Genomic DNA, 24,153 nt, shown 5'->3' with positions numbered 1-24,153 from the left:
TCGAACGCTTCGTTCAATCGTCCTCGCCCTCCGCCGGCGTCAGTTCCGCCGCGCCGAGATTGCGCTGGATGCGGCGCAGGAGCTTGCCGAGCGTCTTGCGCTGTTTGGCCGAGAGACCCGCGAAAGCCAGCCGCTCGGTTTCGCCCTGCGCGCGGCGCACGCCTTCCACCAGCGATTCGCCCCGCTCGGTCAGATGCACCGTGCTGCCGCGCCGCTCGGCGGTGCCGGGGCGCTTTTCCACGAGCGACTGGGCGGCGAGGCGGTTGGTCGTCTTGGTCACGGTCGGCGGGCGCACGGCGAGCTTTTCGGCGAGCTCGCGCAGGGTGATGGCCTTGCCTTCCGCGATGGCGAGAAGCGCCGCGTCCTGCCCCGGATGGAGCCCCTCTTCGGCCAGGCGCGCCGACAGGCTGGTGCGCGCGGCACGCGAGGCGAGCGTCAACTGGCCGAGGAGATGCCGCTTCTTCTTCTTGCCCGCCATGCCGCGCCCTTGCTTTGCCGGGCGCAGAATGACCCGGAGGCAGCACCCGAGTCCATGGCGAAAGCCCGCGCGTCCCCGGTTTGCAGGCCGCGCGCCGCGCACGTAAGACCTGAGGAGACAAGGGCTGCGCAGGAGCAACGAACCGCCATGGCGACGCTGGCACGACGCTTCGAGGAGAACACCAGCGCGGATCTCGCCGCGCTCGGGGGCGCGCTGGCGGAGGCCGTCGCCGTCCTGCCCGTCGCGGCGATCGAGCAGCACGGTACGCATCTGCCGCTCGGCACGGACGCGATCATCGCCGACCATATGGTGGCGCAGGCGCTGGCGCTCCTGCCTTCGTCGCTCGAAGCGACCTTCCTGCCCGTGCAGCGGATCGGGACCTCGGACGAGCATTCGAGCTTTCCCGGCACGCTCTCGCTCGACTGGCGCACCGGCGTCGAAACCCTGCTGCGGATCGGCGAAGGGCTGGCGCATGCCGGGTTCCGGCGCCTGTGCATCGTCTCCTCGCATGGGGGCAACACGCAGGCCATGGAGCTGGCCGCGCTGGATCTGCGCCGCCGCTTCGGCCTCCTTTGCGCCACCGCCGGCTGGCAGCGATTCGGCCTGCCGGACGGGCTGGTGCCGGATGCCGAGCGCGCGGTCGGCATCCATGGCGGGGCGGTGGAAACCGCGCTCATGCTCGCCTTCCGCCCCGATCTCGTGCGCAGCGAGCGGGTGGCCGACCAGCCCTCGCGCCAGAGCGAGATAGCGGCGGACTTCACCCATCTTCGCGCCCATGGCCGGCTCGGCTTCGGCTGGCTCGCCGAGGACCTGAACCCGGTCGGCACGGTCGGCGACGCGCGGCTCGGCACGGCGGCGATGGGCGAGGCGATCGCCCGGCATCAAGCCCGAGCCTTCGTGGAGTTTCTCGGCGAGATCGCGCGCTTCGATCTTCGCGCCGGCCCCGTGCAATCGGCGGCGGGCGGGACTATATCGGGCGCACCTTTCATGGAGTGACCTCGATGTCCGAAACCGCTCGCGGCTCCGAAAACCAGATCCCCGTCACCGTCCTCACCGGCTATCTCGGCTCTGGCAAGACGACGCTTCTCAACCGCATCCTGTCCGACAACCATGGCCAGCGATACGCCGTGATCGTGAACGAGTTCGGCGAGATCGGCATCGACAACGACCTCATCGTCGAGACCGACGAAGAGATCTACGAGATGAACAATGGCTGCGTGTGCTGCACCGTGCGCGGCGATCTCGTGCGCGTGGTGGAGAACCTCACCAAGCGCCCCGGCCGCTTCGACGCGATCATCGTGGAGACGACGGGCCTCGCCGATCCGGTGCCTGTCGCGCAGACCTTCTTCATGGACGACGACGTGCGCGCCAAGACGCGGCTCGACGCCGTGGTGGCGCTGGTGGACGCCAAGCACCTGCCGCTGCGCCTGAAGGACTCGCGCGAGGCCGAAGACCAGATCGCCTTCGCCGACGTCGTTCTCATCAACAAGACCGATCTCGTGTCGCCCGAGGAACTCGCGCGCATCGAGGCGACGGTGCGCGCCATCAACCCCCATGCCGTGATCCATCGCACCGAGCGCTCCTCGATCGATCCGACGCGGGTTCTCGGCCAGGGCGCGTTCGACCTGAAGCGCGTGCTCGATCAGGACCCGGAATTCCTCGAGGAAGCCGCCCACGGCCATGACGACCATGTCTGCGGCCCGGACTGCGATCACGACCATCACCACCACGGCCACGATCATCACGCGCACGATCATGACCACCATGGGCACGATCACCATGGGCACGATCATCACGGGCATGACCATCATCACGACCACCACCATGGCGAGGCCTCGCCGATCCATGACGTGACGGTGAAGTCGGTCTCGCTGCGCGGCGGCGAGGTGGACCAGCGCAAGTTCTTCCCCTGGATTCAGAACCTGACCCAGACGGAAGGCCCGAACATCCTGCGCCTCAAGGGCATCATGGCCTTTGCGGGCGATCCCGACCGCTATGTCGTGCAGGGCGTCCACATGATCATCGAAGGCGATCACCAGCGCCCCTGGCGCGAGGGCGAGGCGCGCGAAAGCCGGCTCGTCTTCATCGGACGCGAGCTGGACGCCGCGCGTCTGGAACGCGAGTTCCAGGCCTGCTTCGCCAAGACGCCCGCTTCCGCCTGATGCCGCAGGTCGTTCCCTACGAGTTCGACAATCATGTCGAAACGGCGCTCTTCCTCGGTGACGCGCCGGTCTTCGCCCTGTCGGACGGCACGATCCGCTTTCCGGCGGGCGGCGAGCGGGTGGTCGAGGCCCATAAGGGCGGTCTCGTCACCGCCCGCTTCGACGCCTTCTCCAACCGTCTCCTGACGGGCGGCGAGGACGGGCGCGTCACCGCCGTTCTGCCCGACGCCACGTCCAGCGAACTCGGCTCGGCCGGTCGCAAATGGATCACGGCGGTGGCGGGCGGTCCCGGCGGCGCGGTCGGCTTTGCGGCCGGTCGTTCGGCCTTCGTGCGCGAGGCGAAGGGCGCGGTGCGCGAGTTCGCCCATCCGCGCACGGTGGAGGATGTCGCCTTTGCGCCGAAGGGCCTGCGCCTCGCCACGGCGCGCTATGACGGGGCCAATCTCTTCTTCGTGGCCACCGACGCCAAGCCGCAGGAGCTGGACTGGAAGGGCGCCCATACGGATGTGTTCTTCTCGCCCGACGGGCGCTTCCTCGTCACCGTCATGCAGGAAAACGCCCTGCATGGCTGGCGGCTGGAAGACGGCAAGCACATGCGCATGACCGGCTATCCGGCCAAGGTGAAGAGCTGGTCCTGGTCCGCCAAGGGCAAGTTCCTGGCGACCTCGGGCGCGCCGGCCGCCATTCTCTGGCCCTTTTCTGCCAAGGACGGCCCGATGAACAAGGCGCCGCTGGAGCTTGGCACGCGCGGCGACACGATGGTCGTGTCCGTCGCCTGCCACCCGACCGACGACATCGTCGCCATCGGCTATGCCGACGGCATGGTGCTCGCCGTGCGCTTTGCCGATTCGAAGGAAGCGCTGCTTCGGCGCGGCGGGTCGAGCGCGGTGCGCACGATGGGCTGGGACAAGGCCGGCCGCTTCCTCGCCTTCGGGACGGAAAGCGGCGAGGCGGGCGTCGTGGACATCGCGGCCTGAGACTTGGGGCCGGCCGCGCCTCCGGGTTTCGCACCTGAGCGACGCGACGGGGCGCATTTTGGAAGGCAAAACGGCCGCCGGAGCGATCCGGCGGCCGTTTTCGATTCGATCGATGCGATGCGCAGCCTATGCGGCTTCCGCCCGAACCTCCTGCGCCGCCTCGCGCCCTGTCGGCACGATCAGCCCTTGCGCGCCGGCCAGCGCGCCCGGCGCAAGTTCCAGCCCGAGCAGGCGATGCCGCTCGAAGGGGCCGGGCATGGTGAGACCCGCCGCCGCCTCCGCCGAAAAGCCGAAGCGCTCGTAAAAGGGCGCGTCGCCCACGAGAACGATCGCCTTGTGCCCCCGGAACGTCGCTTCCGCGACCGCGCGGCGCATCAGGCTGGAGCCGAGACCGAAGCCGTCGAACCCCGGCAGAACCGCGAGCGGCCCGAGGAGAAGCGCCGGAACGGTCGCGTCCGCAAGCTCGCCCGCCGCGACAGGCCACAGGCGCACGGTGCCGACGAGAAGGCCGTCCTCGGTCTCGGCCACGAGCGCCAGGCCTTCCGCCGGAAGCCGGCCCCGGCGCAGCGCCTCGGAGGACTTGCGCACGCGCCCCGGACCCATCGCGGCGTCGAGAAGCTGCTCGCGCACGCCGACATCGCCCGCCTCTTCCTGGCGAAGGCGCATCTCGGGCTGCGAGCGCAGAAGGTCGGAGAGGGAAACGGGACGCGCGGCCATGGGGCGATCCTCGAAACGGGGGCGAGCGAACTCGCGCGTCGGCTTGGGAGCGGACGCGCGCGCGGGAAGAGGCGGCCGGGCAGGGCGGGAGGCCGCGTCCGGGCATGGCAGCGATGGGATCAGCGCGAAGCGCCGAGGGCGCGCGAGCGCCATCGGACGGAAGATCGAGCGCCAAGGCCATGCGGCCTCGGCGATGTCATGAGGGGATCGAACCTGTCGGCCGCTTCTTTAGCGCGGCCGGATCACGGTCAGATGACGTAGGAGCGCAGCGGCTCGAAGCCGTTGAACGCGACGGCCGAATAGGTCGTCGTGTAGGCGCCCGTGCCCTCGATCAGAACCTCGTCGCCCACCGTCAGCGAGATCGGCAGGGGATAGGGGGTCTTCTCGTAGAGAACGTCGGCCGAATCGCAGGTCGGGCCGGCGAGCACGCAGGGCTCCTTGCGGTCCTCGTCGCGCGCCGTGACGATCGGGTAGCGGATCGCCTCGTCCATCGTCTCGGCGAGACCGCCGAACTTGCCGATGTCGAGGAAGACCCAGCGGTTGGCGTCCTCGGCCGACTTCTTCGACACAAGCACGACCTCGGCCTTGATGACGCCGGCGTCGCCCACCATGCCGCGACCCGGCTCGATGATCGTCTCCGGCAGGCGGTTGCCGAAATGGCGGCAAAGGCTGGCGAAGATCGCGCGGCCATAGGCCTGCGCGGTCGGCACGTCCTTCAGGTAGCGCGTCGGGAAGCCGCCGCCCATGTTGACGAGGGTCAGCGTGATGCCGCGCTCGGCCAGCGTGTTGAACACGAAGGCCGCGTCGGCCAGCGCGCCGTCCCAGGCCTGCGTGTCGCATTGCTGCGAGCCGACATGGAAGGACACGCCGGTCGCCACGAGACCAAGCGCCTGCGCATGGGTCAGAACGTCCACCGCCATGGCGGGAACGCAGCCGAACTTGCGCGACAGCGGCCATTCGGCGCCGGCGCCATCCGTCAGGACGCGGCAGAAGACGCGCGCGCCGGGCGCGGCGCGGGCCACCTTCTCGACCTCTTCCACGCAGTCGACCGCGAAGAGCGAGACGCCGAGCGCATGGGCGGCCGCGACGTCGCGCTCCTTCTTGATCGTGTTGCCGTAGGAGATGCGGTTCGCGGTCGCGCCGGCATTCAGCGCCATCTCGATTTCGGCGACGGACGCGCAATCGAAATTGGAGCCGAGCGAGGCGAGGAGGCGCAGGATCTCGGGCGCCGGGTTGGCCTTCACCGCGTAGTAGATCGCCGAATCGGGCAGCGCGCGACGGAAGGCCTGGTAATTGTCTTCCACCACGTCGAGATCGACCACGAGGCAAGGGCCGGTGGGACGTCGGGTGGCGAGGAAATCGATGATGCGCTGCGTGGCCATGGGTCAGCTCCGGTGAACCGCTGAGGTTGACGAGGAGCGCACGCGATCGATGCCACGAGCGGCCGGTGGAGACCCCGCTCATGGACCAAACGCGAAACGCGACAAGACTCCGCTTCGAACGGTCGAGCGACCGCGCAAAACAGACATGGGTGCCATGGCTTGGAGGGCTTGAACCCGCCGCACTTCAGGCAAGGATGGTGTGCCTCTGCAGTATTCCCGGAGATGGAGACCGGGAGAGACCAGAAAGGCCCGCACCGTCGTTGCTTCAAGGCGTCCACGATTTCGCCAGCAGCGAAACCGACCTGGAGGGTGACTCCAGTGACCGACCCGGTGTTCTTCGCATTCGAAGGACCGGGGGACGCCCACAGGCACGTGCGACATTGGGCAAAGCGGGATATAGGACCCGCCGAACCCGCGTACAAGCAAAAAATTCACCCTCTCCTGCGGTTTCGAACCTGCTACAGAACGGGGCCGTCCGGTGTCGTCCGACGGCAACACAGGTCGGTTTTGGGCAAGGATATTGTGCCGATGGATACGTTGACCCGGATGCGCGCCTTTCTGGCCGTGGTCGAGAACGAAGGCTTCTCCGCCGCCGCGCGCAAGACCGGTCGCTCCAAGGCGCTCCTGTCCAAATATGTGCGCGAGCTGGAAGACGAGCTCGGCGTGCTCCTGATCAACCGCACCACCCGCCAGGTCGCTCTCACGGCCTCGGGCGAGGTCTATGTGGCGCGTGCTTCGGCGATTCTTGCCGATCTCGAAGCGCTCAACGAGGAAGCCCGCGAGGCCACCGGCGAGGCGAGGGGCGCCCTGCGCGTCACCGCCGCGCGCACCTTCGGCGATGCCGAACTGGGGCTCAGCCTCGTCGAGTTCTCCGCCGCCCATCCCGACATCACGCTCGACCTTCATCTCAACGACAGTTTCGTCAATCTCGTGGAGGAGGGGTTCGACGTCGCCATCCGCATGACGCGGCTCACCGATTCGGCCATGATCGCGCGCCGCCTCGGGCAGCTCGACTTCGCCATCTGCGCGACGCCCGAATTCCTGGAACGGCACGGCACGCCGACGCATCCGACCGAAATCTCGCGAATGCCGGCGGTGATCGATTCCAACGCCAAGACGCTCTACAACTGGACCTTCCGCGATCCCAAGACGGGCGATGCGATCCCGATCAACGTGTCGGGCCGCTTTTCCGCCAACTCGCCCTATACGGTGCGGGCGGCGACGCTCGCCGGCCTCGGCGTCGCGCTCATTCCCGAATTCGTGGTGCGGCAGGACATCGCCGACGGGCGGCTCGTGACGATTCTCGATGAATTCGTGCCACACGATGCCGGCATCTACGCGGTTTTTCCGCATCGGCGGCATTTGCCGGCGCGAACGCGCGTGTTTGTTGACTTCTTGGCAACCTGGTTTCGAAAGAATTGCCCGGGTCGCGAGCCCTCCGCTTGACCGTCAGGGTCGCGGCGTGCCCGCTTTGATCGAGGTCATCCCATGCTCCGCTTCCGCGCCCTCGCTGCCTGCGCCGCTCTCGTCCTTTCCACCATGCTGGGTTCCGTCGCCGCCGAGGCCGCCGCCGGCGGGCGGCAGGAAACCCTGTTTCTGGGCGACTATGAGCCCGGCACGATCGTGGTCTTCACCGGCGCGCGCCAGCTCTTCCTCGTCACCGGCCACGAGCGCGCGCTGAAATACGACATCGCCGTCGGCAAGCCGAGCGAGCAGTGGTTCGGAACGAGCTGGGTGTCGAAGAAGCGCCTCAACCCGATCTGGGTGCCGACGCCCTCCATGCGCGAGGCCAAACCCACGCTTCCCACTTCGGTCGGCCCCGGCCCCAGCAATCCGCTCGGCAAGCGGGCGATGAATCTTGGCTGGGGCACCTATCGCATCCACGGCACCAACTCGCCGAACTCGATCGGCTCGGCCGCCTCCGCCGGCTGCTTCCGCATGCGCAATGCGGATGTGGAAGACCTGTTCGAGCGCGTCCATGTCGGCGCGCAGGTCGTCGTTCTCCAGTAGCAAGCCGCGTGTAGGACGGGTAAGGGCCATCAGCGCAGCTTGGCACTTGCTTCGTCCCCAATTTGGCCGCTCTTTGCGCTTCCAACGGGCCGAAGCCAACGGGGACGGCAGGATGAACGCGAAACGGATGAGCCGGATCGGCGCGGTGGCGCTCGGCCTGTGTCTGGCCGCGACCGGTCTGGCACAGGCGCATCCGCATGTCTTTGCCGATTCCAAAATGGAAATCGTCGGCAATGCGGAGGGCAAGCTCCTCTCCGTGCGCAACATCTGGCGCTTCGACGAACTCTTCTCCTCCTCGGTCGTCGTGGATTTCGACAAGAACGGCAATGGCAAGCTCGACCCGCCCGAGCTGGAGGAGGTCGGCAAGACGGTTCTCGGATCGATCGCCGAATGGGAATTCTACACCTTCGTCACGGTGGACGGGCGCGACATCAAGCTGACGCCGCCCAAGCAGATCCGTGGCCTCTACGATCATGGCCAGATCACGCTTTTCTTCGAGATGACGCCCGCCGAGCCGGTGGACCTGACGAAGAAGAAAGTGACCTTCTCGGTCTATGACGAGAGCTATTTCGTGGCCTTCGATTTTGCCGACGAGAACGCCTACCAGCTCCTCGACCTGCCCAAGGCCTGCCGCAAGAGCTTCACCAAGCCGGACCCGGACGCCGACGCGTCGGAATGGATGAACTCGGTTTCCATGCTGAAGCCCGACCAGAAGATCCCCGACGACGGCGTGAACTTCTCGCAGCTCATCGCGACCCGCATCGACGTCACCTGCGCGCCCTGACGCGCGCCGCCCCTCGAACGAACCGCCCCCGCTTCCGAGCGATCCCCGAAAGGCCCGTCCATGCGTTCGCCCCTGCGCCTCGCCGGTCCCCTCCTGGCTTTCCTGTGCCTCGTCTCGACCGCGGCGCTCGCCCAGTCCTCGCTCGGCATCGGAAACGCGGAAGTGACGGCCGTTCCGGGCGGCCCCTTCGCCGGGCTCTTCGTGGAAATCCTGCGCATCCAGCGCGGCTTCTTCGTCGACCTGCGGCACGCGCTCGTCAGCATTCGCGACGGGCAGGGCGGGTTGCCCTGGCTCGTCGGTCTGTCCTTCGTCTACGGCATCTTCCATGCGGCCGGGCCGGGCCACGGCAAGGCGGTGATCTCCACCTACATGCTCGCCAACGAGGTGGAGCTGAAGCGCGGCGTCGTCCTCTCCTTCGCCTCGGCCCTGGCGCAGGCGATCTCGGCGGGCCTCATCGTCACCGTCGGCTGGCTGGTCCTGCGCGGCACGGCCCTGTCCATGACCAATGTGGCCTATGGGCTGGAGCTTCTGTCCTATCTCGCGATCGGTCTGATCGGCCTCTGGCTGGCGCTGCGCAAGGGCGGAACGCTCCTGCGCCGGCTGCCGCTGCCCTCGCTCCCGGTTCTGCGCTCGGCCTCGCGCGGGCCGGATGGCCTCGCCTTCGCGGGGGCGGGCACGTTCACAGACGGTCGTGCCACCAAGCGCGCCTCGACCCTGCCGCGCGCCTCGGGCGGCTATGGCGCCGATGTCTGCGACGATGCGGCGGGCGATGATTGCGACTGCGGGCGCCCGCATATCCTGGGCCCGGCGACGCTCGGCGCGCCCGGCTTTTCCTGGCGCTCGGGGCTTGCTGCCGTCGTCGCCATCGGCCTTCGCCCCTGTTCGGGCGCGATCGTGGTTCTGACCTTCGCCATGCTGAACGAGCTTTACGGCAGCGGCGCGCTCTCGGTCGCGGCCATGGCGCTCGGCTCGGCGATCACGGTGTCGCTGCTCGCCACGCTCGCCGTCCTGTCGAAGGACGCCGTTCTGTGGCTCGGGCGCGGCACCCAGCGGCTGCGTCCGCTCCGCGCCGCCGTGGAACTCGGCGGCGCCCTGCTTCTCGTCTTTCTCGGCTTCGGAATGTTCCTGACGGCGCTCGGCTGAGCCTTCAGCCCCGCGCGTCGCGCCGCGCGCGGCAGGCGTGTGCGAAGGCTTCGAAGATCGCGCGGGACGGCCCGTCGCTCGTCGCCCAATATTCGGGATGCCACTGAACGCCGAGCGTAAAGGCTCCCGCGCCCGCGACCGACACGGCCTCGATCGTCCCGTCTTCGGCGCGCGCCTCGACGCTTAAAGCGTCCGCCATCCGGTCGATCGCCTGACGATGAAGCGAGTTGACCGGGAAGGGCGCGTCGCCGACGAGGGCGGCGAGCTTGCCGCCCGGCTCGGGGCGGACGGGATGGCGCAGCGCAAAGCGGCCGTCCTGCTCGGGATGCTCGGGCGCGCGATGGTCCATCCGTCCGTCGGCTTCCTGGATTTCGGTGGCGAGCGAGCCGCCGAGCGCGACGTTCAACTCCTGATGGCCGCGGCAGATCGCCAGAAGCGGCACGTCCTTCTCGATCGCCTTGCGGATCATGGCGAGCGACAGCCGGTCGCGCTCGCCGTCGAAGGGCTCGTGCGCGGGCGTGGCCTCGACCCCGTAGAGAGAGGGGTGGACGTTGGAAACCGAGCCGGTGACGAGCACGCCGTCGATCCGCTCGAACAGAAGGTCGAGATCGGCGTCCGTCGCGAGCGTCGGCACGATCAGGGGCAGGGCGCCCGCGACGTCGCGGATCGCCTGAAGATAGGTGCTGGGGCTGGCGTGCCAGCGATAGTTTTCGAAGCTGCGCATATCGGCCGGCACCGCCACGAGAAGCCCGTTCGCACCCATGAAACCCCTCAAATCCCTCTCCAGCGGCGCCGATCCGGCGCGCGAGGCTGTCGCGTGGCATACGCGGAACGGGCTGACAAGCCCCGCATCAGCCGCAGCGCCCGCGCGCGCCGAGGCGTTAACACCTCGTTAACCCTAACAGAAGTTTAATCAATCCAACGAGGGACTTAGCGGCCGATCCCGCTTTTCGGCCGGTTCTTCAGACGGTTAGACTTCAACCCCAGCGCGACGCCACGGCTCCTGTGCGCTTGAGCTTTTGCGCGCCTTGCGAAAGGCATGCCATGATTCCCGTTCTGTCCATCGGGTCTCTCAAGACCTCCGGCTCCTCCACCCTCGCGCTGGCTCTGGCGAGCGTCGCGTCGGCCGCCGACATTCCCGTGGTGCTGATCGACGCCTCGCGCGACAAGGACATCGCCGCCTGGGGCGCCAAGCCCGGCCGGCCCGAGCGCTGCACCGTGGAGATCGCCGACGACGAGATGGCGCTGGAGCGCCTGGTGCGCGCGGCGCGCCGTCGCGGCGAAGTGGCCATCATCGACGCCGGCGACAATGCCGATCTCCTGCGCGCCGGCGCGCGCCTCGCCGACAAGGCGCTGATCCCCGTGCGCTTCTCGCCGCTTTCGGCCTATGCGGCGCTCGCCACCGACCAGCTCCTGCGCATGGAAGCGGGCAAGGGCCGCCGCGACCGCGACTGGGCCTTCGTCGCCAGCGCCGTGACCACGATCCCGAGCCGCATCGCCCGCAGCATCGAAACCATGATCGAGCGCTCGCCGACGCCGCGCCTGGAGACCGGCCTCGTGCAGCGCGCCGCCTATGAGGCGCCCTTCATGCATGGCGGCACCTTGTTCAACCTCACGGAAGAGCATGTCTCCGGCCTCGACCGCGCGCAGACCGAGGCGACCATGCTGGCCTACGAAGTCGGCCTTCTCGGCGGCCAGATCGGCGCGCGCCAAAGCGCTCCCGCGATCGGCGGCTACGCTCGCGCCGCCTGATCGCGCGGCCTGCTATTCAATCGGGAGGGCCGGTGCGCGCGCATCGGCCTTCCGTCGTTTCAGCCTGTCGCCCTTGGTGCGGAGAGGCAAGCGCCCTATAGGCTTGTTGCATGCGCCGACCGAACCCCACCGACGAGCCCAAGCCGCCAAGGCCCATCACGGGCGACTGGCTGTTTCGCGCCGCTGCGCATTATCTGGAGCGCTACGCCGCCAGCACGGCGCATCTGAAGCGCGTTCTGGAGCGCAAGGTCCTGCGCCGCGCCATGCTGCGGGGGGAGGACCCGGCCGAGTTCGCGGGGCTGGTGGACGAAACGGTCGCGCGCTTCGTGGAGCTGAAGCTTCTCGACGACCGCGCCTTTGCCGAGGCCAAGCTCGCCAGTCTTAGGCGGCGCGGCGCCTCGCGCCGCCACAGCGCGCTGAAGCTCAGCGAGAAGGGCGTCGATCGCGAGACGGTCGCGAGCGTGCTCGAAGCCGACGAGACCGACGAGGAGGCCGCCGCCCGCGCCCTCGCCAAGCGGCGGCGCCTCGGGCCGCATCGCCTTCGCGAGCGCACCGAGCGCCGCGACAAGGACGTGGCCGCGCTGATGCGGGCCGGCTTTTCCTATTCCGTGGCCGCCGCCGCGATCGACGCGGACCCCGAGCCCGACGCCTTCTAGATCGGCGCTCGGCTTCGCCTTCATCCTGAAAGGCAAGGTCTGCCAACGGGTTCGCGGCAATGGCGACCGGCCGCGCTTCGACCGCAGGGCGTCGTTCCGGGTCTCGGCTCCCCGGTGGAACCATCCCCCAAAGCCTCCGTTAGCCCCTTCGAACGGCCGGGCACCGCCGCAGCTTCAAGCCGGCGCCGCCCTTCGAAGGCCGATATCCAACAGAGGTTTTCCCATGACGTCCATCAACCAGGCCAAGATCGCGATTCTCGCCACCGACGGGTTCGAGCAGTCCGAACTCACCGTGCCGCTCGAGAAGCTGAAGGCGGCCGGCGCCACCGTGCACGTCGTCTCGCTGGAGAAGGGCGAGATCAAGGGTTGGGACCAGACCGACTGGGGGCAGAGCGTTCCCGTCGACAAGACCCTGTCCGAGGTCACGGTCGCCGATTACGACGCGCTCGTCCTGCCGGGCGGCCAGATCAACCCCGACAAGCTGCGGGCCGAAGAAAAGGCCGTGTCCTTCATCCGCGACTTCTACAATTCCAAGAAGACGCTGGCCGCGATCTGCCACGCGCCCTGGCTCCTGATCGAGGCGGGCGTCATCAAGGGGCGTGACGTCACGTCCTTCAAGTCGATCAAGACCGATGTCGAGAACGCCGGGGGCCGCTGGCACGACGAAACGGTCGTGACCGATCAGGCGCTGATCACCTCGCGCAATCCGGGCGATCTCGACGCCTTCGTCGCCAAGATCATCGAGGAGGTCGAGGAAGGCCGCCACGAGAAGCGCGAAGCCGCCTGATCGGGCGGGTGAAGCGAGAGAGGAGTGCGGAGCGCCCACAAGGCGCTCCGTTTGCGTTTCGGCACAGCCCTTCGATTGCCCGAAGCCGGGCTTTTGGCTATTCAGGACGAACGTGGGTTTTGCGATCGGGGAGAAGAGGATGGCGGAGCAGTCGGGATACGAGGTCGGCCAAAGCGCGCCGATGGATTACCGCGAGCACAAGCGCACCTATTCCGGCTTTCTGTGGCTGGTGAAGTACGGCACGGCCGGTGTGATCGCGATCCTTCTTTTCATGTTGATGTTCCTGATCGTCGGCGCCGGGCTCATCATGAGCTTGGTCGGTGTCGTCATCTTCCTGGTTCTCATGCACTTCCTGGTGCTGAAGTCCGAAGAGGTATCGATGACGCATTGAGGCGATCCGCCTCGAATCGTCGTCAAAGAAAAGCCCCGCCGGCGAGCACTCGCGGCGGGGCTTCCTTTTGTCCGAAACGTTCGGCCTCGGCTCAGGGCTTGTAGACGATTCGGGCCGGCGCGGCCTCTTCCAGCGTCAGGCGGGCGACGCCGACCGTGGCGTTGACGCCTTCCTGGATCTGCAGGCTCGTCGGCTGCAGCGTGAAGCCGCGATCCGGCCCGCCGATCAGCGACTTACCACCGACACCCGCCGCGAAGGACGCGTCGATGCTCGTGCCGTAGTAGCGGCCGGCCAACGACTGCGGCTCGCCCGACGTGAAGCTCGCGGCCAGGACCGACCAGACCATGCGCGTGCGGCCGGTGATGCCGAGATCGATGCCATAGGTGTCGAGCGTGCCGACATAGGTCTCGGTCGGCTTGAAGCGGCCGAACGGCGTGTAATTGCAGAGAACCGTCTCGCTCGAGGTGACGATCTGGTTGATCGTGCCCTGGCTGCTGCAGGTGAGGGTGCCGACCTTGGCGCCGGCCGAAGCGGGCAGGACGGAGGCGGCGAGGACGAGCGCGCCGAGCGCGGCTGTGAGTCGGAGTTTCATGGTCTGCGATACTCGTGTTGACTACTCGGATAGGCCAACAACCCCAGAACAGACCGTCCGGTTTCGCAACGCGGTAAGATTTCGTTCACAAAGATTAACAAGCGCCGCATCGCGTGATGCTTTCGCGCGTCCGATCGCCCTCAGTCCAGCAGCGGGGCGCACGAAAAAGCCGCCGCAGCGGCGAGGCTGCGACGGCTCGATGGGAAGAGACGTTCTTGGTCGGATGCGGGTCCCGTCAGGACCCGGCGGCGCTTCTCGTGCGCGACACGCCGTCCTTGGCCGGCTGGTAGTTCGGGTCGAGAAGCGAGGCGTGCGAGAAGGAGCGGAAGGCCTTGGCCTTGTCGCCGCGCGCTTCGAGCACGAGGCCCTGGTTGACCCAGAACTCCGCGCGCTTGCCGTCGAGCTGGATGGCACGATTGATGTCGTCCGCCGCGTCCTCGACATTGCCGAGCGCCAGATAGGAGATGGCGCGGCCCGAATAGGGCTCGGGCGCGTTGGCGTCCATGGAGATCGCGGTCGAGAAATCCTCGATCGCCTGCCGGTGCTGGCCGTCGAGCTGATACAGAAGGCCGCGATTGTGATAGGCGCGCGGATCGGTCGTGTTGAGATCGATGGCCCGCTGGAAGTCGGCCAGCGCCTCGCGGTTGCGGTTGGCCAGACGATAGATATTGCCCCGGCCGATATAAGCCGTGTCGTATTTCGGGTTGATCTGGAGCGCGCGATTGTAGTCCGCGACGGCTTCCGGATTGCGGTTCATCTGCCGCAGCACCAGCGCCCGGTTGGCATAGGCCTGATAAAAATTCGCGTCGAGCTGGATGGCGGTCGAGAAGTCCTTGATCGCCCGGTCGTTGTCGCCCGAGCGGCCATAGGCGATGCCGCGCACGTTGTAGACTTCCGGGTTGCTCGGGCTGGCGTTCACCGCCGCCGTCAGCGAGGACAGGTTCTCGGCCGAGCCCTGCGCCTGATCGAGCGCGATTGATTGCAGCGCCGGGCCGGTCTGGCAGGCCGAAAGGGCGAGGCCGGACGCGACGAGCAGGAAGGCGGCGAGGGGACGAGCGGGCGTCCGGGCGGTCTTCAGACGGTGGAACACGCGGCGACTTCCTTCAAGGCACGGCAATCAAAGCCGGACGAATCCGGCGAGATGGTCTTGGATCGGGCGCGGGCAAGAGCCAGAGGCTTCCAGCCGGCGCGCCAGACTAGGGATGCAAGCTTGCGCGGAACCGGCGAGGCCGGCCCCCAACGAAGGCGGTGAGACGGTCGGATCGTCGCCGCTCTCGCCACATCGCTTCTGACGCCCAAAACGCGAGAAGGCGACGCGGCCGATTGGCGCGTCGCCTTCCCTGTCACGCTCTAGGCGAAACGTGCGATCAGCGAGCCGCAGCCGGCTTGGCGCGGCCACCAGCGACGAGGCCTTCGCGCTGCGCCTGCTTGCGAGCCAGCTTGCGAGCGCGACGAACCGCCTCGGCCTTCTCGCGAACGCGCTTCTCCGAGGGCTTCTCGTAGAAGTTGCGCATCTTCATTTCACGGAAGACGCCTTCCCGCTGAAGCTTCTTCTTGAGCGCGCGGAGAGCCTGATCGACGTTGTTGTCGCGAACGAGTACCTGCACAGAATAATCCGTTTCCAAGGGTTCGAATGGTGGCGTGGAGAAACAGCGAAACGCGCCGAACCTCCCGCGGGAAGCAATCTTCCCGTGATCGTGGCGGCTTCCTTACCAGACGGTCGAGCCCATGTCGAGCGTCAAGGCCGCGACGCCTCGCTCTTTGAGACGCTCGCTGGCTTGTCGGTCTCGCCCAATGCCTGACGAAGAATATGGCGCAGCGCGTGAAGGGCGAGGGTGGCGTCCGGCGCTTCCAGATCGCGGCTCTGCGCCAGCGCCTCGGTCGGGGTGAGGGCGACCGGACCGCTCTGGCGGAAGAAGTTGCCGCTGCCCGAGCGCAAGGCGGCAATATCGGCCCTGCATTCGGTGATCCGCGCCTCGATTTCGGCCCCGTCGCCGGTCGTGCTGCCCTCCGCCTTGGAATCACGCGCGGCGGAATCACCCGCCGCGCTCGCCAGCCGATGGCCCCAATAGGCGAGGGCGGCGAGACGCAGCAGCCCGAGCCGTACGAGGCGGCGGCGCGGCGCGGCGATCCAGCCGCTTTCGAGGGGCCGCACGGCGGCCACGATATCGAGATGGCGCCGGTCGAGCGCGCGCGTCACCGCCAGCACCTTCCAGGCCGAGGCGTTGCCGCGCCGATTCTCGAAGGTGATCTCGAGCAGCCGGTCGAGTTCGGCGAGAAACCGATCCACCGCGCCCCGGGAAATGTTCTCCGTGCGCTGCGGGAAGACGAAGAACGAGACGCTCATGCCGGCCAGCGCGCCCACCAGCGTTTCCTTCAGCCTGAGAACGAGGAGGTCCGGCGTGAAGCTGCCGAGAAGCCCGTAGATCAGCGACAGGCTTATCGTCACGAAGAAGGTCAGCGCGCCGTAGGACACCTGCACCAGATAGAAGCCGACGAAGACGCAAGCGATCACCAGCGCGATCGAAATCGCGAAGGCGCCGTTCACCAGCGTCGCGACGAGAATGCCGACCACGATGCCGGCGGCGGTGCCGAGCGCGCGGTCGATGCCGCGCAGCACCGTGTCGCCGCGCGACTGCGTGTTGACGAAGACCAGAAAGGCCGTGAGCACCGCCCAGAACCAGCGCTGCTCGGACACCCAGAGACCGCCGGCCATGGCGATGGCGCAGGCGAGCGTCACCTGGATCGCCAGCCGCAGGGCGGGTTCGCGGTGCCAGGGCATGGTGGAGCCGCCGCTCTTGGGCAGGGCCAGCGCGGGACCCGCAAAATCGGCTGATGTCAGCCCCTTGGCCGAGCGGCGCAGATCGAGCCGTGCTTTCGCGAGCCGATCGAGCGCCGGGGTCAGGTGAAGGCCGGGGCGCTCCGTGTCCTGCGGCTCGTCCAAGGCGGTGGCGAGCGTCGTTTCGGTGGCAAGATGCAGGTCGAAGAGCTTGATCGCGAGGCGGGAGGCCGAGGTTTCGCGCGTCGCCCCTTCCGCGTCGTCGGGCAGGAGAGCCTCGGCGACGGCGATCGCGTCCTTCACCTTCTGCTCGGCGGCGATTGCCGCGCGGCGGGCTTCCGGCGGCCAGCCGAGGCGCCGCCCGGCCCGAATGCGCGACACGAGCCCGCCGATGCGCTCCTCCACCGCCCGCAGCGTGCGCGCGAAGTCGCGGGCGGGCCGGTCGGGAATGAGATGCTCGCGCACGCCATGGGCCACCAGGCCCGACAGGCACAACGACAGGGCGATCGTGGGAAGGTCGCCGAAGCCGGGCCGGAAATAGGCGCCGGCAAAACAGGCCATGAAGCCGAACATGCCGACCGCATTCCAGCGCGGCCCCCATTTGCGGGCATAGACGGCGAGAAAGGTGACGAGAAGAAAGAATCCGTCGACGAGGCGCGTCTGATTCTCCAGCGCCGGAATGACGAGGAGCGTGCCGAAGCCGGAGAGAGCGCAGCAAAGGCGCGTGCGCAGCCGATCCTTGCGCGTCCTGTCCTTGATCGCGAGCGCGTTCTGCATGGCGAGAATGAGCCCGACCGAGATGCTCGCGACCGGCAGAGGCTGCACGGTGTGGAGCGCGACGAGGGCGAGGCCGACGAGAAGAACCGTCAGCGTCACGCGCGTCGCCATGCGCAGCCGAACGAAGCCGGGGTCCGCGCCCGCCAGACGACCCAGCGCGCGTTGAAGGAGAAGCCCGAGGGAGAAGCGATCGGCCGAGTTCATGCGCCATGGCTTGGGGCGGCACCCATGCCGCGTCAACCGGCCCGGTGATTCGCGACAAGGGCGCGAGGCGGTTTTTTCGAGACCAAAGGCAGCCGGCCAAGAAAAAGCCGCGCGCGCATCTGGAAGCGCGCGCATCCCGACCATTTAGCAGTTTATGGCGCCTTTTTGGCAGGCGCTTCCTTTGTCCGCGCCCCTTCGAGGCGGCGCGCTAGTTTGGAGTTGAGGCATGGTGGATATCGTTGATCGCGGCGTGGCCGCCAACGTCGGGGTGCGTCGCATTTCCTGGGGCGCCATTATTGCCGGGACGATCCTCACGCTCGTCGTGCAGATCATGCTGGCGTTGCTGGGTCTGGGCATCGGCTTGGCGACGATCGACCCGAATTCGAACGGGTCGCCGTCGATCAGCACCTTTTCTTCGGCCGGCGGCATCTGGACCGCGCTGACCGTTCTGATCGCCACCTTCGTCGGCGGCTATGCCGCGGCGCGCTTCGCCGGCTCGACCAACCGCCGCGACGCGGCCCTGCATGGCATCACCACCTGGGCGACCTCGACCCTCGTCGTCGTCTATCTCCTGACCAGCGGCGTTTCGGCGCTCGTTTCCAACGCCTTCGGCGCGCTCGGCTCCACCATCTCGACGCTCGGCTCGGCCGCGACCTCCGTCGTGCCGAACTCGATCGATTCCCTGCCGCCGCAGCTTCGCGATCAGGCCCGCCAGCTTCTGGCTCGCGGTCAGCAGCAGGCCGATCAGGCCGTCGATGCCGCGCAGAACGAAGCCAACCAGGCGGCTCAGAACGCCCGTCAGGCGGCCGGCACGCAGGATCTCGGCGCGGCGGTCTCCGAAATCTTCCAGGGCCTCGGCCGCGACGCGACGCCCGAGCAGCGTTCTGCCGCCGTCAACGCGATTTCCTCGCAGGCCGGCATCAGCCAGCAGGAAGCCGAACAGCGTCTGAACCAGTTCCAGGGCCAGTACGATCAGGCGATGGCGGAAGCCCGCGAGGCCGCCGCGAAGGCCGCCGACACGGCGTCCACCACGGCTTTCGTCGCCTTCGTCGGCCTGCTTCTCGGCCTGATCGTCGGCGCGCTCGGAGGCGTCGTCGGCCGCACGGAGCGCGTGGTCGGTTACTACCGCGACTGATCCTCGATCCGAGAAACGTGGGAATGAGAAAGGCGGGCTCTAGCCCGCCTTTTTTCATGCGCTTCGCCGTTTCGAGGCGAGGGCATCGGCGTGCCGCGCAAGAGGTGTGCGGAATTTCGGGCCAAGCGAAAATACGCCGCCCGCTCCCCCTGAAATTTCAGTCGGCGCTCTCAGAAATAGTTCAGGAAATAAAGGCTGGAGGCGAGCGCGACGCCGAGGACGACGGAGGGCCAGAACACGGAGACCGAGCCGTTACGCCGCGTCCGCGCCTGTTCTTCGAGCTCCTCGATGCGTCGGGGCAGGGGCGCGCGAGCGATGCGGACCGGGCCGGGACGAGGGTCGGGCTGGATGGCGAGCGTCGGGGCGATCGGGCCGCGCGCGTCGCGCCGCCTTGGAGACGCGGCTCCGCCGCTCGCCAAGGTCGGATCGCATCCGAAGCCTGCGGGAAACTTCGTCTGCCCTTGCATGGCCCTGTTCTCCGACGTTCTGCAGGAGAAACGAGAGGCAAGCGAAAACGGTTGCGCGCCGCTCGGGCTGCGGGCTCGAAATTTCAAACGATTTTAATGTGTTGCGCTGCCGATCGATGGGTTTACGCCCCGCATGGGACCCGGCAAAAGGCAAGTCTCGGCCGCCGACACGCGCGCGGCTCACGGGAACTCTGGGGGAAATTGATGCTGAGAACCGACACCGTCCGCAAGATCCTGTCTTGGTACGAGGGCGAAACGCCGGGCCTGAAGTCCAATCTGTCCCGCCTCCTCATGCACGGACGCCTCGCGGGAACGGGCCGTCTGGTGATCCTTCCAGTCGACCAGGGCTTCGAGCACGGGCCGGCCCGCTCCTTCGCGCCGAACCCGGCCGCCTACGACCCGCATTACCTCTATGAACTCGCGATCGAATCGGGCGTTTCCGGCTATGCCGCGCCGCTCGGTCTTCTGGAACAGGGCGCCGACACGTTCGCCGGCGAGGTGCCGCTGATCCTCAAGCTGAACAGCGGCAATTCGCTCGTCACCCGCCAGGATCAGGCCCTGACCGGCACGGTCGAGGACGCCCTGCGCCTCGGCTGCGTGGGCGTCGGCTTCACGATCTATCCGGGCGCCGACGAATCCTACGGCATGATGGAGGAGCTGCGCGAGATCACGCTCCAGGCCAAGTCGCGCGGCCTGATGACCGTGGTCTGGTCCTACCCGCGCGGCGGCAAGGTGACGAAGGCCGGCGAGACGGGCCTCGACATCATCGCCTATGCCGCCCACATGGCGGCGCTGCTCGGCGCGACGATCATCAAGGTCAAGCTGCCGTCCGACCATATCGATCTCGCCGAAGCGAAGTCGACCTACGAGAAGAACGACATCGCGACCACGAGCGCCGCCGATCGCGTGCGCCACATCATGCAGGCGTCCTTCGCCGGCAAGCGCATCGTGGTCTTCTCGGGCGGCGCGGCCAAGAACACGGACGAGCTGCTGGACGAAGTCCGCGCCATCCGCGACGGCGGCGGCAATGGCTCGATCATCGGCCGCAACAGCTTCCAGCGCTCGCGCGAGGACGCGCTGAAGCTCCTGGCCGAAGTCATGGACCTCTACGCCTGAGACGAAACACGCCGCCGCTTGTACTCGGGCAGGCGGGCCGCTACCTCCAAGGCGGAGGGACGACATGTCCCTCCGCCTTTTCACGTTCGGGGACAGACTGTTCGAGACCGCGTCCCTCGAAGCCGAGGGAGCCCGCCGCGGCATGACCAACGAACAGCGCCTGACCCGCAACGAGACCCTGGTCCTCACCGTCCTGCGCGAAACCGCGAGCCCGCAGACGGCCTACCAGCTCCTCGACCGGCTGCGCGGCGACGGGCTGAAGGCGCCGCTCCAGGTCTACCGCGCGCTGCGCTCCCTGTCGGAGCGCCATCTCGTGCATCGCCTCGAAAGCCTCAACGCCTTCATGGCCTGCAACCACCATCATGGCGATCATCATCACGCGGCGGTGTTCCTGATCTGCCAGACCTGCGGCCGGGTCAGCGAGGCGACGGACCCGGCGCTGGACGAAGCGCTGGCAGGCCTTGCCCGTCGCGGCCGGTTCGCCCTGCACGATGCGGCCGTGGAAATGCGTGGCCTTTGCGCCGAGTGCGCCGCGACTCGCAACGAGGACGCCGCGCTCGCCTGATCTGACGTTCGGCCCGATCTCTCGTTCGGCCCGATCTTTGTTTGGAAAGTGGCAAGCATTGGGGCCGAAACGTGGCGAGGGCGGGGCGGGAGCCGGCCTCGCCGACGAGGGCGGTCAGCCCGATCGGGGTCCTCTCCAGCGCCGGACAAGCCCGATCGGCCATCCAAATGGGTTCTGCCGTGCGACGGGTGTTCAACTCTTCATTACAGCTGTTGCCGTGTGTGATGCGCCGCGATGTGAAGCGGAAGATCCCTGCGATTACAATGGTTTGTGGCGATCGCAAGGGGCGCTCTGAGTTAAGCAAAGCTTAACATAGTAGCTGTATTTCTCATTCGAACGCTGATGGGGGTCGAGGGCCATGTTGCCGCGCTGCCACACAGCGGTCGGTATCGAGAACGGTGCCATTGTTCGGGCACGGTGTCGAACCATAAATCACCCCAACCCCGAGACAATCGGGACCAACCTTCCGGGTCACAAGATCCGGCAGCACGAACGTCGCCCCGGCGACAGTGGAGTATCGAACATGAAACGCTTTGCCCTTCTTCTCGCTTCGACCGCCTTCGTCACGCCGGCTCTCGCCGCTGACGTCGTCTACCAGGAGCCCGCTGCCCCGGTGGTCGCCCTGGCTCCGGCTTACAGCTGGACCGGCTTCTACATCGGTGGTCAGGCTGGCGTGGCCTTCAACCGCGATGCCGGCGACGTTCGCTACAACCCCGGCACGGGCGTGTTCTCGTCCACCGCTTTCACCGGCGGTTCGGACAACAGCGATGACGCGGCCTTCATCGGCGGCGTGCACATCGGCTACGACTACCAGATCAACAACTTCCTGATCGGTGCGATCGCCGACATCAACTACATCGACGCTTCGTCGACCTCGACCTACACGATCACGTCGGGTCCGGGCGTTGTCGACACGTTCGGCCTGTCGAACGACATCAACTTCGTCGGCACCGTCCGTGCGAAGGTCGGTGTGACCGCTGACCGCTTCGCCGTCTACGCAACGGGCGGTCTCGCCTACGCCGACACGGACACCGAGTACTTCGCTCCGGGCTCGCTCCGCGCGACCAACGGCTTCGTCCCGACCGTCGACTCGAACTCGGATGACGTCGGCTACGCCGTCGGCGCCGGTGTCGACTACCTCGTCACGCCGAACCTCTCGCTCGGCCTCGAGTACCTCTACACCGACCTCGGCAAGACCGACACGAAGGTCACCTACACGAACGGCATCACGCGCGCTTCGTTCGACGCCAACTCGTCGAGCGACCTCGACTTCCACACCGTGTGGGCCAAGGCTTCGTTCCGCTTCAACTAAGACTTGCGAAACCGGCTTCTTCGGAAGCCGGTCTCCTTTCAAGCCCGTCGCGATCCTGTCGCGGCGGGTTTTTTCGTTTCGGACGCCAACTCAAGCGAAAAAAACCACGCGGCGCGGGCCGCGTGGTTCGAGCGGGAAGTCAGGCGGTTCAGGCGAGGGGGGCGAGGTCTAGGTCGGCGCGGCGGGGCAGGTCGGCCCCGCGCCGCGAGCAGGTGATGGCCGCCGCGCGCACCGCAAAGCCGAGGAGTTCGCCCAAGGCTTCCTCACCGAGCGAGCCGGCGGCTTCGGCCGAAAGATGGCCGCCTTCCTTGAGGCCGGCCAGAAGCGCGGCCTGGAACGTGTCGCCGGCGCCCACCGTGTCCGCCACGGTGATCGAACGGCCCGGCGAGCGGGCGGTGACACCCGAGCGCGTCGCGGCCACCGCGCCATGTTCGCCGAGCGTCACGACGGCGAGCGACGCGCCCGCCGTGATCCAGTCCGCCAGAACCGACTCGACGCTGCGGCCGGGATAGACCTGCTCCAGATCCTCCTCGCTCGCCTTCACCAGCGCCGCCAGCGGCACGGTCGCGCCGATGCGCGAGCGCCAGATGTCGAGATCGGGCTCGATGCTCGCGCGGATATTGGGGTCGTAGGAGATGAAGCGCCGCCCATGCTCCTGCGCGGCGAGCCGGGCAAGCGCGCTGGCGGTCGGCTCGGTGACCGTGGAGTAGGAGGCGAGATGAATGGCTTCCACCGCGTCGGGCAGCGCGCTCGGCACTTCGCCGGGCTCGATCGAGCGATCCGCCGTGCCCTCGATATAGAAGTCGTAGCGCGGTGTGCCGGCGCTCGACAGCGAGACCATGGCGAGCGTCGTATTGCGCGTCGTCTCGATCAGGAACTGCTGGTCGATGCCCTCGCGCTCCATGAAGGCGCGGATGCGCCGTCCGAACGGATCGCCGGAGACCTTGGTGAAATAGGCCGTGGGATGGCCGAGCCGGGCAAGGCCGAGCGCGACGTTCAGGGGCGATCCGCCGATCCGCCCCGACAAGGCGATGGAGGCGACATCGGCTTCCTCGCCGCCGGCAAATAGGTCGAACAAGGCATCGCCGCAGCTCAGGAACATCCGCTTCCCCCAGGTTTCGCGTCAGGAGCCCGTTGGCTAGCAAATATGCGCGGGTCTGGAAATGCGGCCGCGACCCGCCCGCCCGTCAGAGCGAGCGCGGCGCCAGCGAATAGGCGCCGAAGGCCGGAATCTTGATCTGCCAGCGGAACGGGTCGATGCCCGCCACGAGGCCCAGGAGATTGACCTCGAACCCGCTCTGCGCCCCGATCGCAAGGCCGGCATAGCCGAAGAGCGAGGCGCGGAATTCGCCGGCCTCCCGGTCGATGCGCAGGAGACGCCCGTCGGTCGGATAATCGCGCCCGACGGCGGCCGGCGGAAGAACCGCGCCGAGCGCCGGCACCTGCCGCAGGACATGCGCGACGAAGCTGTTGGAGTTCGGCCCCGGAAAGATGTGATAGCCGCCGCGCGCCGCGAACGGATAGGACGCGATCGCCGCCTCGACCTCAGGCATAGCCCGCTCGGCGGCCTCGCCCTCGAGCTTGGCGACGAGCCGCGGCTCGTTGGAATACCAGCGACCGTCGGCCGCATAGCCGTTGCGCCGGATCGGCATGCCCCAGCCGACCTTGTCGTAACGCTCGTATCGCGCCGCCCCGCGCGCCTTGGTCACGATCCAGGAATGTTCCGACAGGGCACCCTTCAGCCCGCCGGTGCGCGCGGCCAGCACGTAGATCGCCGCCGCCTCGCTCGCATCGGCCTTCGGCAGGAGAGCCGCCGAACTCCAGTCGGCATCCCGCCACGAGGCCGGATGGCTTCCGCTCCACCACAGAAGCGTCGCGAGCGCGGCGGGAAGGAGATAGATGAGGAGGAAACCGATCAGAAGAGGTCGCAGTACGATCATGACTCGCGTTCGGTGGCAGGGCGCGGC

26 protein-coding genes are annotated in these 24,153 nt (G+C 67.6%); 15 read left to right on the top strand and 11 right to left on the bottom strand.

Going from position 1 to position 24,153, the window contains the following annotated elements; all coding sequences use genetic code 11:
• Positions 1 to 13 precede the first annotated feature (13 nt).
• Positions 14 to 478: a MarR family winged helix-turn-helix transcriptional regulator gene (locus B146_RS0112415; protein WP_019996768.1), complete on the bottom strand. Its 465-nt coding sequence runs from the start codon at positions 476 to 478 to the stop codon at positions 14 to 16.
• Between the two features lie 147 nt (positions 479 to 625).
• Here B146_RS0112415 and B146_RS0112410 point away from each other — a divergent pair, with 147 nt between their 5' ends.
• From B146_RS0112410 to B146_RS0112400, 3 genes are read left to right on the top strand one after another with little or no spacing between them, the layout of a single operon-like run.
• Positions 626 to 1,474 (top strand): creatininase family protein, encoded by an 849-nt coding sequence (locus tag B146_RS0112410; RefSeq protein WP_019996767.1) that lies wholly within the window; start codon positions 626 to 628, stop codon positions 1,472 to 1,474.
• A 5-nt stretch (positions 1,475 to 1,479) separates the two neighbouring features.
• The gene (locus B146_RS0112405; protein WP_019996766.1) at positions 1,480 to 2,640 is read left to right on the top strand and encodes a CobW family GTP-binding protein; all 1,161 of its coding nucleotides are present in this window, start codon (positions 1,480 to 1,482) and stop codon (positions 2,638 to 2,640) included.
• Positions 2,640 to 3,617, top strand: a complete 978-nt coding sequence (locus B146_RS0112400; RefSeq protein WP_019996765.1) for a WD40 repeat domain-containing protein — start codon at positions 2,640 to 2,642, stop codon at positions 3,615 to 3,617. The genes B146_RS0112405 and B146_RS0112400 overlap by 1 nt, the downstream gene beginning before the upstream one ends.
• A 126-nt stretch (positions 3,618 to 3,743) precedes the next feature.
• Here B146_RS0112400 and B146_RS0112395 read toward each other — a convergent pair whose 3' ends face one another.
• Together B146_RS0112395 and odc2 are read right to left on the bottom strand one after the other, a co-directional pair.
• On the bottom strand, positions 3,744 to 4,283 hold the full coding sequence (locus tag B146_RS0112395) for a GNAT family N-acetyltransferase (protein ID WP_155897497.1): 540 nt from the start codon (positions 4,281 to 4,283) through the stop codon (positions 3,744 to 3,746).
• Between the two features lie 299 nt (positions 4,284 to 4,582).
• The gene (odc2, locus tag B146_RS0112390; protein WP_019996763.1) at positions 4,583 to 5,716 is read right to left on the bottom strand and encodes an ornithine/lysine decarboxylase; all 1,134 of its coding nucleotides are present in this window, start codon (positions 5,714 to 5,716) and stop codon (positions 4,583 to 4,585) included.
• Positions 5,717 to 6,244: 528 nt separating this feature from the next.
• On the opposite strand from odc2, the gene B146_RS0112385 reads away from it, so the two are divergent.
• The 4 genes from B146_RS0112385 (at position 6,245) to B146_RS0112370 (ending at position 9,653) form a co-directional block, all read left to right on the top strand.
• Positions 6,245 to 7,162 carry a LysR family transcriptional regulator gene (locus B146_RS0112385; protein WP_040408542.1) on the top strand — a complete coding sequence of 306 codons (918 nt, stop codon included), beginning with the start codon at positions 6,245 to 6,247 and terminating at the stop codon, positions 7,160 to 7,162.
• A 42-nt stretch (positions 7,163 to 7,204) separates the two neighbouring features.
• Positions 7,205 to 7,726 (top strand): L,D-transpeptidase, encoded by a 522-nt coding sequence (locus B146_RS0112380; RefSeq protein WP_019996761.1) that lies wholly within the window; start codon positions 7,205 to 7,207, stop codon positions 7,724 to 7,726.
• A 112-nt stretch (positions 7,727 to 7,838) separates the two neighbouring features.
• A complete protein-coding gene (locus B146_RS0112375; RefSeq protein ID WP_019996760.1) occupies positions 7,839 to 8,510 on the top strand; it encodes a DUF1007 family protein in 672 nt (223 codons plus the stop codon).
• 60 nt (positions 8,511 to 8,570) lie between these two features.
• Positions 8,571 to 9,653: a nickel/cobalt transporter gene (locus B146_RS0112370; protein ID WP_019996759.1), complete on the top strand. Its 1,083-nt coding sequence runs from the start codon at positions 8,571 to 8,573 to the stop codon at positions 9,651 to 9,653.
• 4 nt (positions 9,654 to 9,657) lie between these two features.
• Here the strand turns inward: B146_RS0112370 and B146_RS0112365 are convergent, their stop codons facing one another.
• Entirely contained in the window at positions 9,658 to 10,416 is a 759-nt protein-coding gene (locus B146_RS0112365; RefSeq protein WP_019996758.1) for a gamma-glutamyl-gamma-aminobutyrate hydrolase family protein, read from the bottom strand.
• 281 nt (positions 10,417 to 10,697) lie between these two features.
• Here B146_RS0112365 and B146_RS0112360 point away from each other — a divergent pair, with 281 nt between their 5' ends.
• From B146_RS0112360 to B146_RS0112345, 4 genes are all read left to right on the top strand, one after another.
• Positions 10,698 to 11,405, top strand: a complete 708-nt coding sequence (locus B146_RS0112360) for a hypothetical protein (protein ID WP_019996757.1) — start codon at positions 10,698 to 10,700, stop codon at positions 11,403 to 11,405.
• 110 nt (positions 11,406 to 11,515) lie between these two features.
• Positions 11,516 to 12,061, top strand: a complete 546-nt coding sequence (locus B146_RS0112355) for a regulatory protein RecX (RefSeq protein ID WP_019996756.1) — start codon at positions 11,516 to 11,518, stop codon at positions 12,059 to 12,061.
• A 223-nt stretch (positions 12,062 to 12,284) separates the two neighbouring features.
• Positions 12,285 to 12,848: a type 1 glutamine amidotransferase domain-containing protein gene (locus tag B146_RS0112350; protein ID WP_019996755.1), complete on the top strand. Its 564-nt coding sequence runs from the start codon at positions 12,285 to 12,287 to the stop codon at positions 12,846 to 12,848.
• Positions 12,849 to 12,987: 139 nt separating this feature from the next.
• Complete coding sequence (locus tag B146_RS0112345; RefSeq protein ID WP_019996754.1) at positions 12,988 to 13,239, top strand: aa3-type cytochrome c oxidase subunit IV; 252 nt, start codon at positions 12,988 to 12,990, stop codon at positions 13,237 to 13,239.
• A 91-nt stretch (positions 13,240 to 13,330) separates the two neighbouring features.
• Here B146_RS0112345 and B146_RS25895 read toward each other — a convergent pair whose 3' ends face one another.
• The 4 genes from B146_RS25895 to B146_RS0112325 form a co-directional block, all read right to left on the bottom strand.
• On the bottom strand, positions 13,331 to 13,831 hold the full coding sequence (locus tag B146_RS25895; RefSeq protein WP_019996753.1) for a DUF992 domain-containing protein: 501 nt from the start codon (positions 13,829 to 13,831) through the stop codon (positions 13,331 to 13,333).
• 235 nt (positions 13,832 to 14,066) lie between these two features.
• Positions 14,067 to 14,921, bottom strand: a complete 855-nt coding sequence (locus B146_RS25890) for a tetratricopeptide repeat protein (protein WP_019996752.1) — start codon at positions 14,919 to 14,921, stop codon at positions 14,067 to 14,069.
• A 277-nt stretch (positions 14,922 to 15,198) separates the two neighbouring features.
• Positions 15,199 to 15,438 (bottom strand): 30S ribosomal protein S21, encoded by a 240-nt coding sequence (gene rpsU, locus B146_RS0112330; RefSeq protein ID WP_026358568.1) that lies wholly within the window; start codon positions 15,436 to 15,438, stop codon positions 15,199 to 15,201.
• Positions 15,439 to 15,569: 131 nt separating this feature from the next.
• On the bottom strand, positions 15,570 to 17,591 hold the full coding sequence (locus B146_RS0112325; protein ID WP_019996750.1) for an FUSC family protein: 2,022 nt from the start codon (positions 17,589 to 17,591) through the stop codon (positions 15,570 to 15,572).
• Between the two features lie 226 nt (positions 17,592 to 17,817).
• Between B146_RS0112325 and B146_RS0112320 the strand changes: the two genes are divergently transcribed.
• Positions 17,818 to 18,726 carry a hypothetical protein gene (locus B146_RS0112320; protein ID WP_019996749.1) on the top strand — a complete coding sequence of 303 codons (909 nt, stop codon included), beginning with the start codon at positions 17,818 to 17,820 and terminating at the stop codon, positions 18,724 to 18,726.
• A gap of 170 nt (positions 18,727 to 18,896) precedes the next feature.
• Here B146_RS0112320 and B146_RS0112315 read toward each other — a convergent pair whose 3' ends face one another.
• A complete protein-coding gene (locus B146_RS0112315) occupies positions 18,897 to 19,193 on the bottom strand; it encodes a hypothetical protein (protein ID WP_019996748.1) in 297 nt (98 codons plus the stop codon).
• 204 nt (positions 19,194 to 19,397) lie between these two features.
• Between B146_RS0112315 and B146_RS0112310 the strand changes: the two genes are divergently transcribed.
• The 3 genes from B146_RS0112310 to B146_RS0112300 all read left to right on the top strand — a co-directional run bounded on the left by B146_RS0112310 (position 19,398) and on the right by B146_RS0112300 (position 22,186).
• Complete coding sequence (locus B146_RS0112310; RefSeq protein ID WP_019996747.1) at positions 19,398 to 20,309, top strand: class I fructose-bisphosphate aldolase; 912 nt, start codon at positions 19,398 to 19,400, stop codon at positions 20,307 to 20,309.
• A 64-nt stretch (positions 20,310 to 20,373) separates the two neighbouring features.
• Positions 20,374 to 20,874, top strand: coding sequence for a Fur family transcriptional regulator (locus B146_RS0112305; protein ID WP_019996746.1), 501 nt, complete (start codon positions 20,374 to 20,376; stop codon positions 20,872 to 20,874).
• Positions 20,875 to 21,397: 523 nt separating this feature from the next.
• A complete protein-coding gene (locus B146_RS0112300) occupies positions 21,398 to 22,186 on the top strand; it encodes an outer membrane protein (protein ID WP_019996745.1) in 789 nt (262 codons plus the stop codon).
• 148 nt (positions 22,187 to 22,334) lie between these two features.
• Here B146_RS0112300 and B146_RS0112295 read toward each other — a convergent pair whose 3' ends face one another.
• Together B146_RS0112295 and B146_RS0112290 are read right to left on the bottom strand one after the other, a co-directional pair.
• Complete coding sequence (locus tag B146_RS0112295) at positions 22,335 to 23,288, bottom strand: carbohydrate kinase family protein (protein WP_019996744.1); 954 nt, start codon at positions 23,286 to 23,288, stop codon at positions 22,335 to 22,337.
• 85 nt (positions 23,289 to 23,373) lie between these two features.
• The gene (locus tag B146_RS0112290) at positions 23,374 to 24,126 is read right to left on the bottom strand and encodes a DUF3750 domain-containing protein (protein ID WP_019996743.1); all 753 of its coding nucleotides are present in this window, start codon (positions 24,124 to 24,126) and stop codon (positions 23,374 to 23,376) included.
• Positions 24,127 to 24,153 lie beyond the last annotated feature (27 nt).

It is taken from the genome of Aureimonas ureilytica DSM 18598 = NBRC 106430, assembly GCF_000382705.1.
In the GTDB taxonomy this organism is placed as follows: domain Bacteria; phylum Pseudomonadota; class Alphaproteobacteria; order Rhizobiales; family Rhizobiaceae; genus Aureimonas; species Aureimonas ureilytica.
The sequence above is the reverse complement of the archived record's forward strand: the minus strand, read 5'-3'. Positions and strand labels throughout refer to the sequence as shown.

Excerpts from the sequence above, each read along its gene's own strand:
- B146_RS0112415 (WP_019996768.1), bottom strand. The coding sequence starts at position 478 with ATGGCGGGCAAGAAGAAGAAGCGGCATCTCCTCGGCCAGTTGACGCTC.
- B146_RS0112410 (WP_019996767.1), top strand. The coding sequence starts at position 626 with ATGGCGACGCTGGCACGACGCTTCGAGGAGAACACCAGCGCGGATCTC.
- B146_RS0112405 (WP_019996766.1), top strand. The coding sequence starts at position 1,480 with ATGTCCGAAACCGCTCGCGGCTCCGAAAACCAGATCCCCGTCACCGTC.
- B146_RS0112400 (WP_019996765.1), top strand. The coding sequence starts at position 2,640 with ATGCCGCAGGTCGTTCCCTACGAGTTCGACAATCATGTCGAAACGGCG.
- B146_RS0112395 (WP_155897497.1), bottom strand. The coding sequence starts at position 4,283 with ATGCGCCTTCGCCAGGAAGAGGCGGGCGATGTCGGCGTGCGCGAGCAG.
- odc2 (WP_019996763.1), bottom strand. The coding sequence starts at position 5,716 with ATGGCCACGCAGCGCATCATCGATTTCCTCGCCACCCGACGTCCCACC.
- B146_RS0112385 (WP_040408542.1), top strand. The coding sequence starts at position 6,245 with ATGGATACGTTGACCCGGATGCGCGCCTTTCTGGCCGTGGTCGAGAAC.
- B146_RS0112380 (WP_019996761.1), top strand. The coding sequence starts at position 7,205 with ATGCTCCGCTTCCGCGCCCTCGCTGCCTGCGCCGCTCTCGTCCTTTCC.
- B146_RS0112375 (WP_019996760.1), top strand. The coding sequence starts at position 7,839 with ATGAACGCGAAACGGATGAGCCGGATCGGCGCGGTGGCGCTCGGCCTG.
- B146_RS0112370 (WP_019996759.1), top strand. The coding sequence starts at position 8,571 with ATGCGTTCGCCCCTGCGCCTCGCCGGTCCCCTCCTGGCTTTCCTGTGC.
- B146_RS0112365 (WP_019996758.1), bottom strand. The coding sequence starts at position 10,416 with ATGGGTGCGAACGGGCTTCTCGTGGCGGTGCCGGCCGATATGCGCAGC.
- B146_RS0112360 (WP_019996757.1), top strand. The coding sequence starts at position 10,698 with ATGATTCCCGTTCTGTCCATCGGGTCTCTCAAGACCTCCGGCTCCTCC.
- B146_RS0112355 (WP_019996756.1), top strand. The coding sequence starts at position 11,516 with ATGCGCCGACCGAACCCCACCGACGAGCCCAAGCCGCCAAGGCCCATC.
- B146_RS0112350 (WP_019996755.1), top strand. The coding sequence starts at position 12,285 with ATGACGTCCATCAACCAGGCCAAGATCGCGATTCTCGCCACCGACGGG.
- B146_RS0112345 (WP_019996754.1), top strand. The coding sequence starts at position 12,988 with ATGGCGGAGCAGTCGGGATACGAGGTCGGCCAAAGCGCGCCGATGGAT.
- B146_RS25895 (WP_019996753.1), bottom strand. The coding sequence starts at position 13,831 with ATGAAACTCCGACTCACAGCCGCGCTCGGCGCGCTCGTCCTCGCCGCC.
- B146_RS0112325 (WP_019996750.1), bottom strand. The coding sequence starts at position 17,591 with ATGAACTCGGCCGATCGCTTCTCCCTCGGGCTTCTCCTTCAACGCGCG.
- B146_RS0112320 (WP_019996749.1), top strand. The coding sequence starts at position 17,818 with ATGGTGGATATCGTTGATCGCGGCGTGGCCGCCAACGTCGGGGTGCGT.
- B146_RS0112315 (WP_019996748.1), bottom strand. The coding sequence starts at position 19,193 with ATGCAAGGGCAGACGAAGTTTCCCGCAGGCTTCGGATGCGATCCGACC.
- B146_RS0112310 (WP_019996747.1), top strand. The coding sequence starts at position 19,398 with ATGCTGAGAACCGACACCGTCCGCAAGATCCTGTCTTGGTACGAGGGC.
- B146_RS0112305 (WP_019996746.1), top strand. The coding sequence starts at position 20,374 with ATGTCCCTCCGCCTTTTCACGTTCGGGGACAGACTGTTCGAGACCGCG.
- B146_RS0112300 (WP_019996745.1), top strand. The coding sequence starts at position 21,398 with ATGAAACGCTTTGCCCTTCTTCTCGCTTCGACCGCCTTCGTCACGCCG.
- B146_RS0112295 (WP_019996744.1), bottom strand. The coding sequence starts at position 23,288 with ATGTTCCTGAGCTGCGGCGATGCCTTGTTCGACCTATTTGCCGGCGGC.
- B146_RS0112290 (WP_019996743.1), bottom strand. The coding sequence starts at position 24,126 with ATGATCGTACTGCGACCTCTTCTGATCGGTTTCCTCCTCATCTATCTC.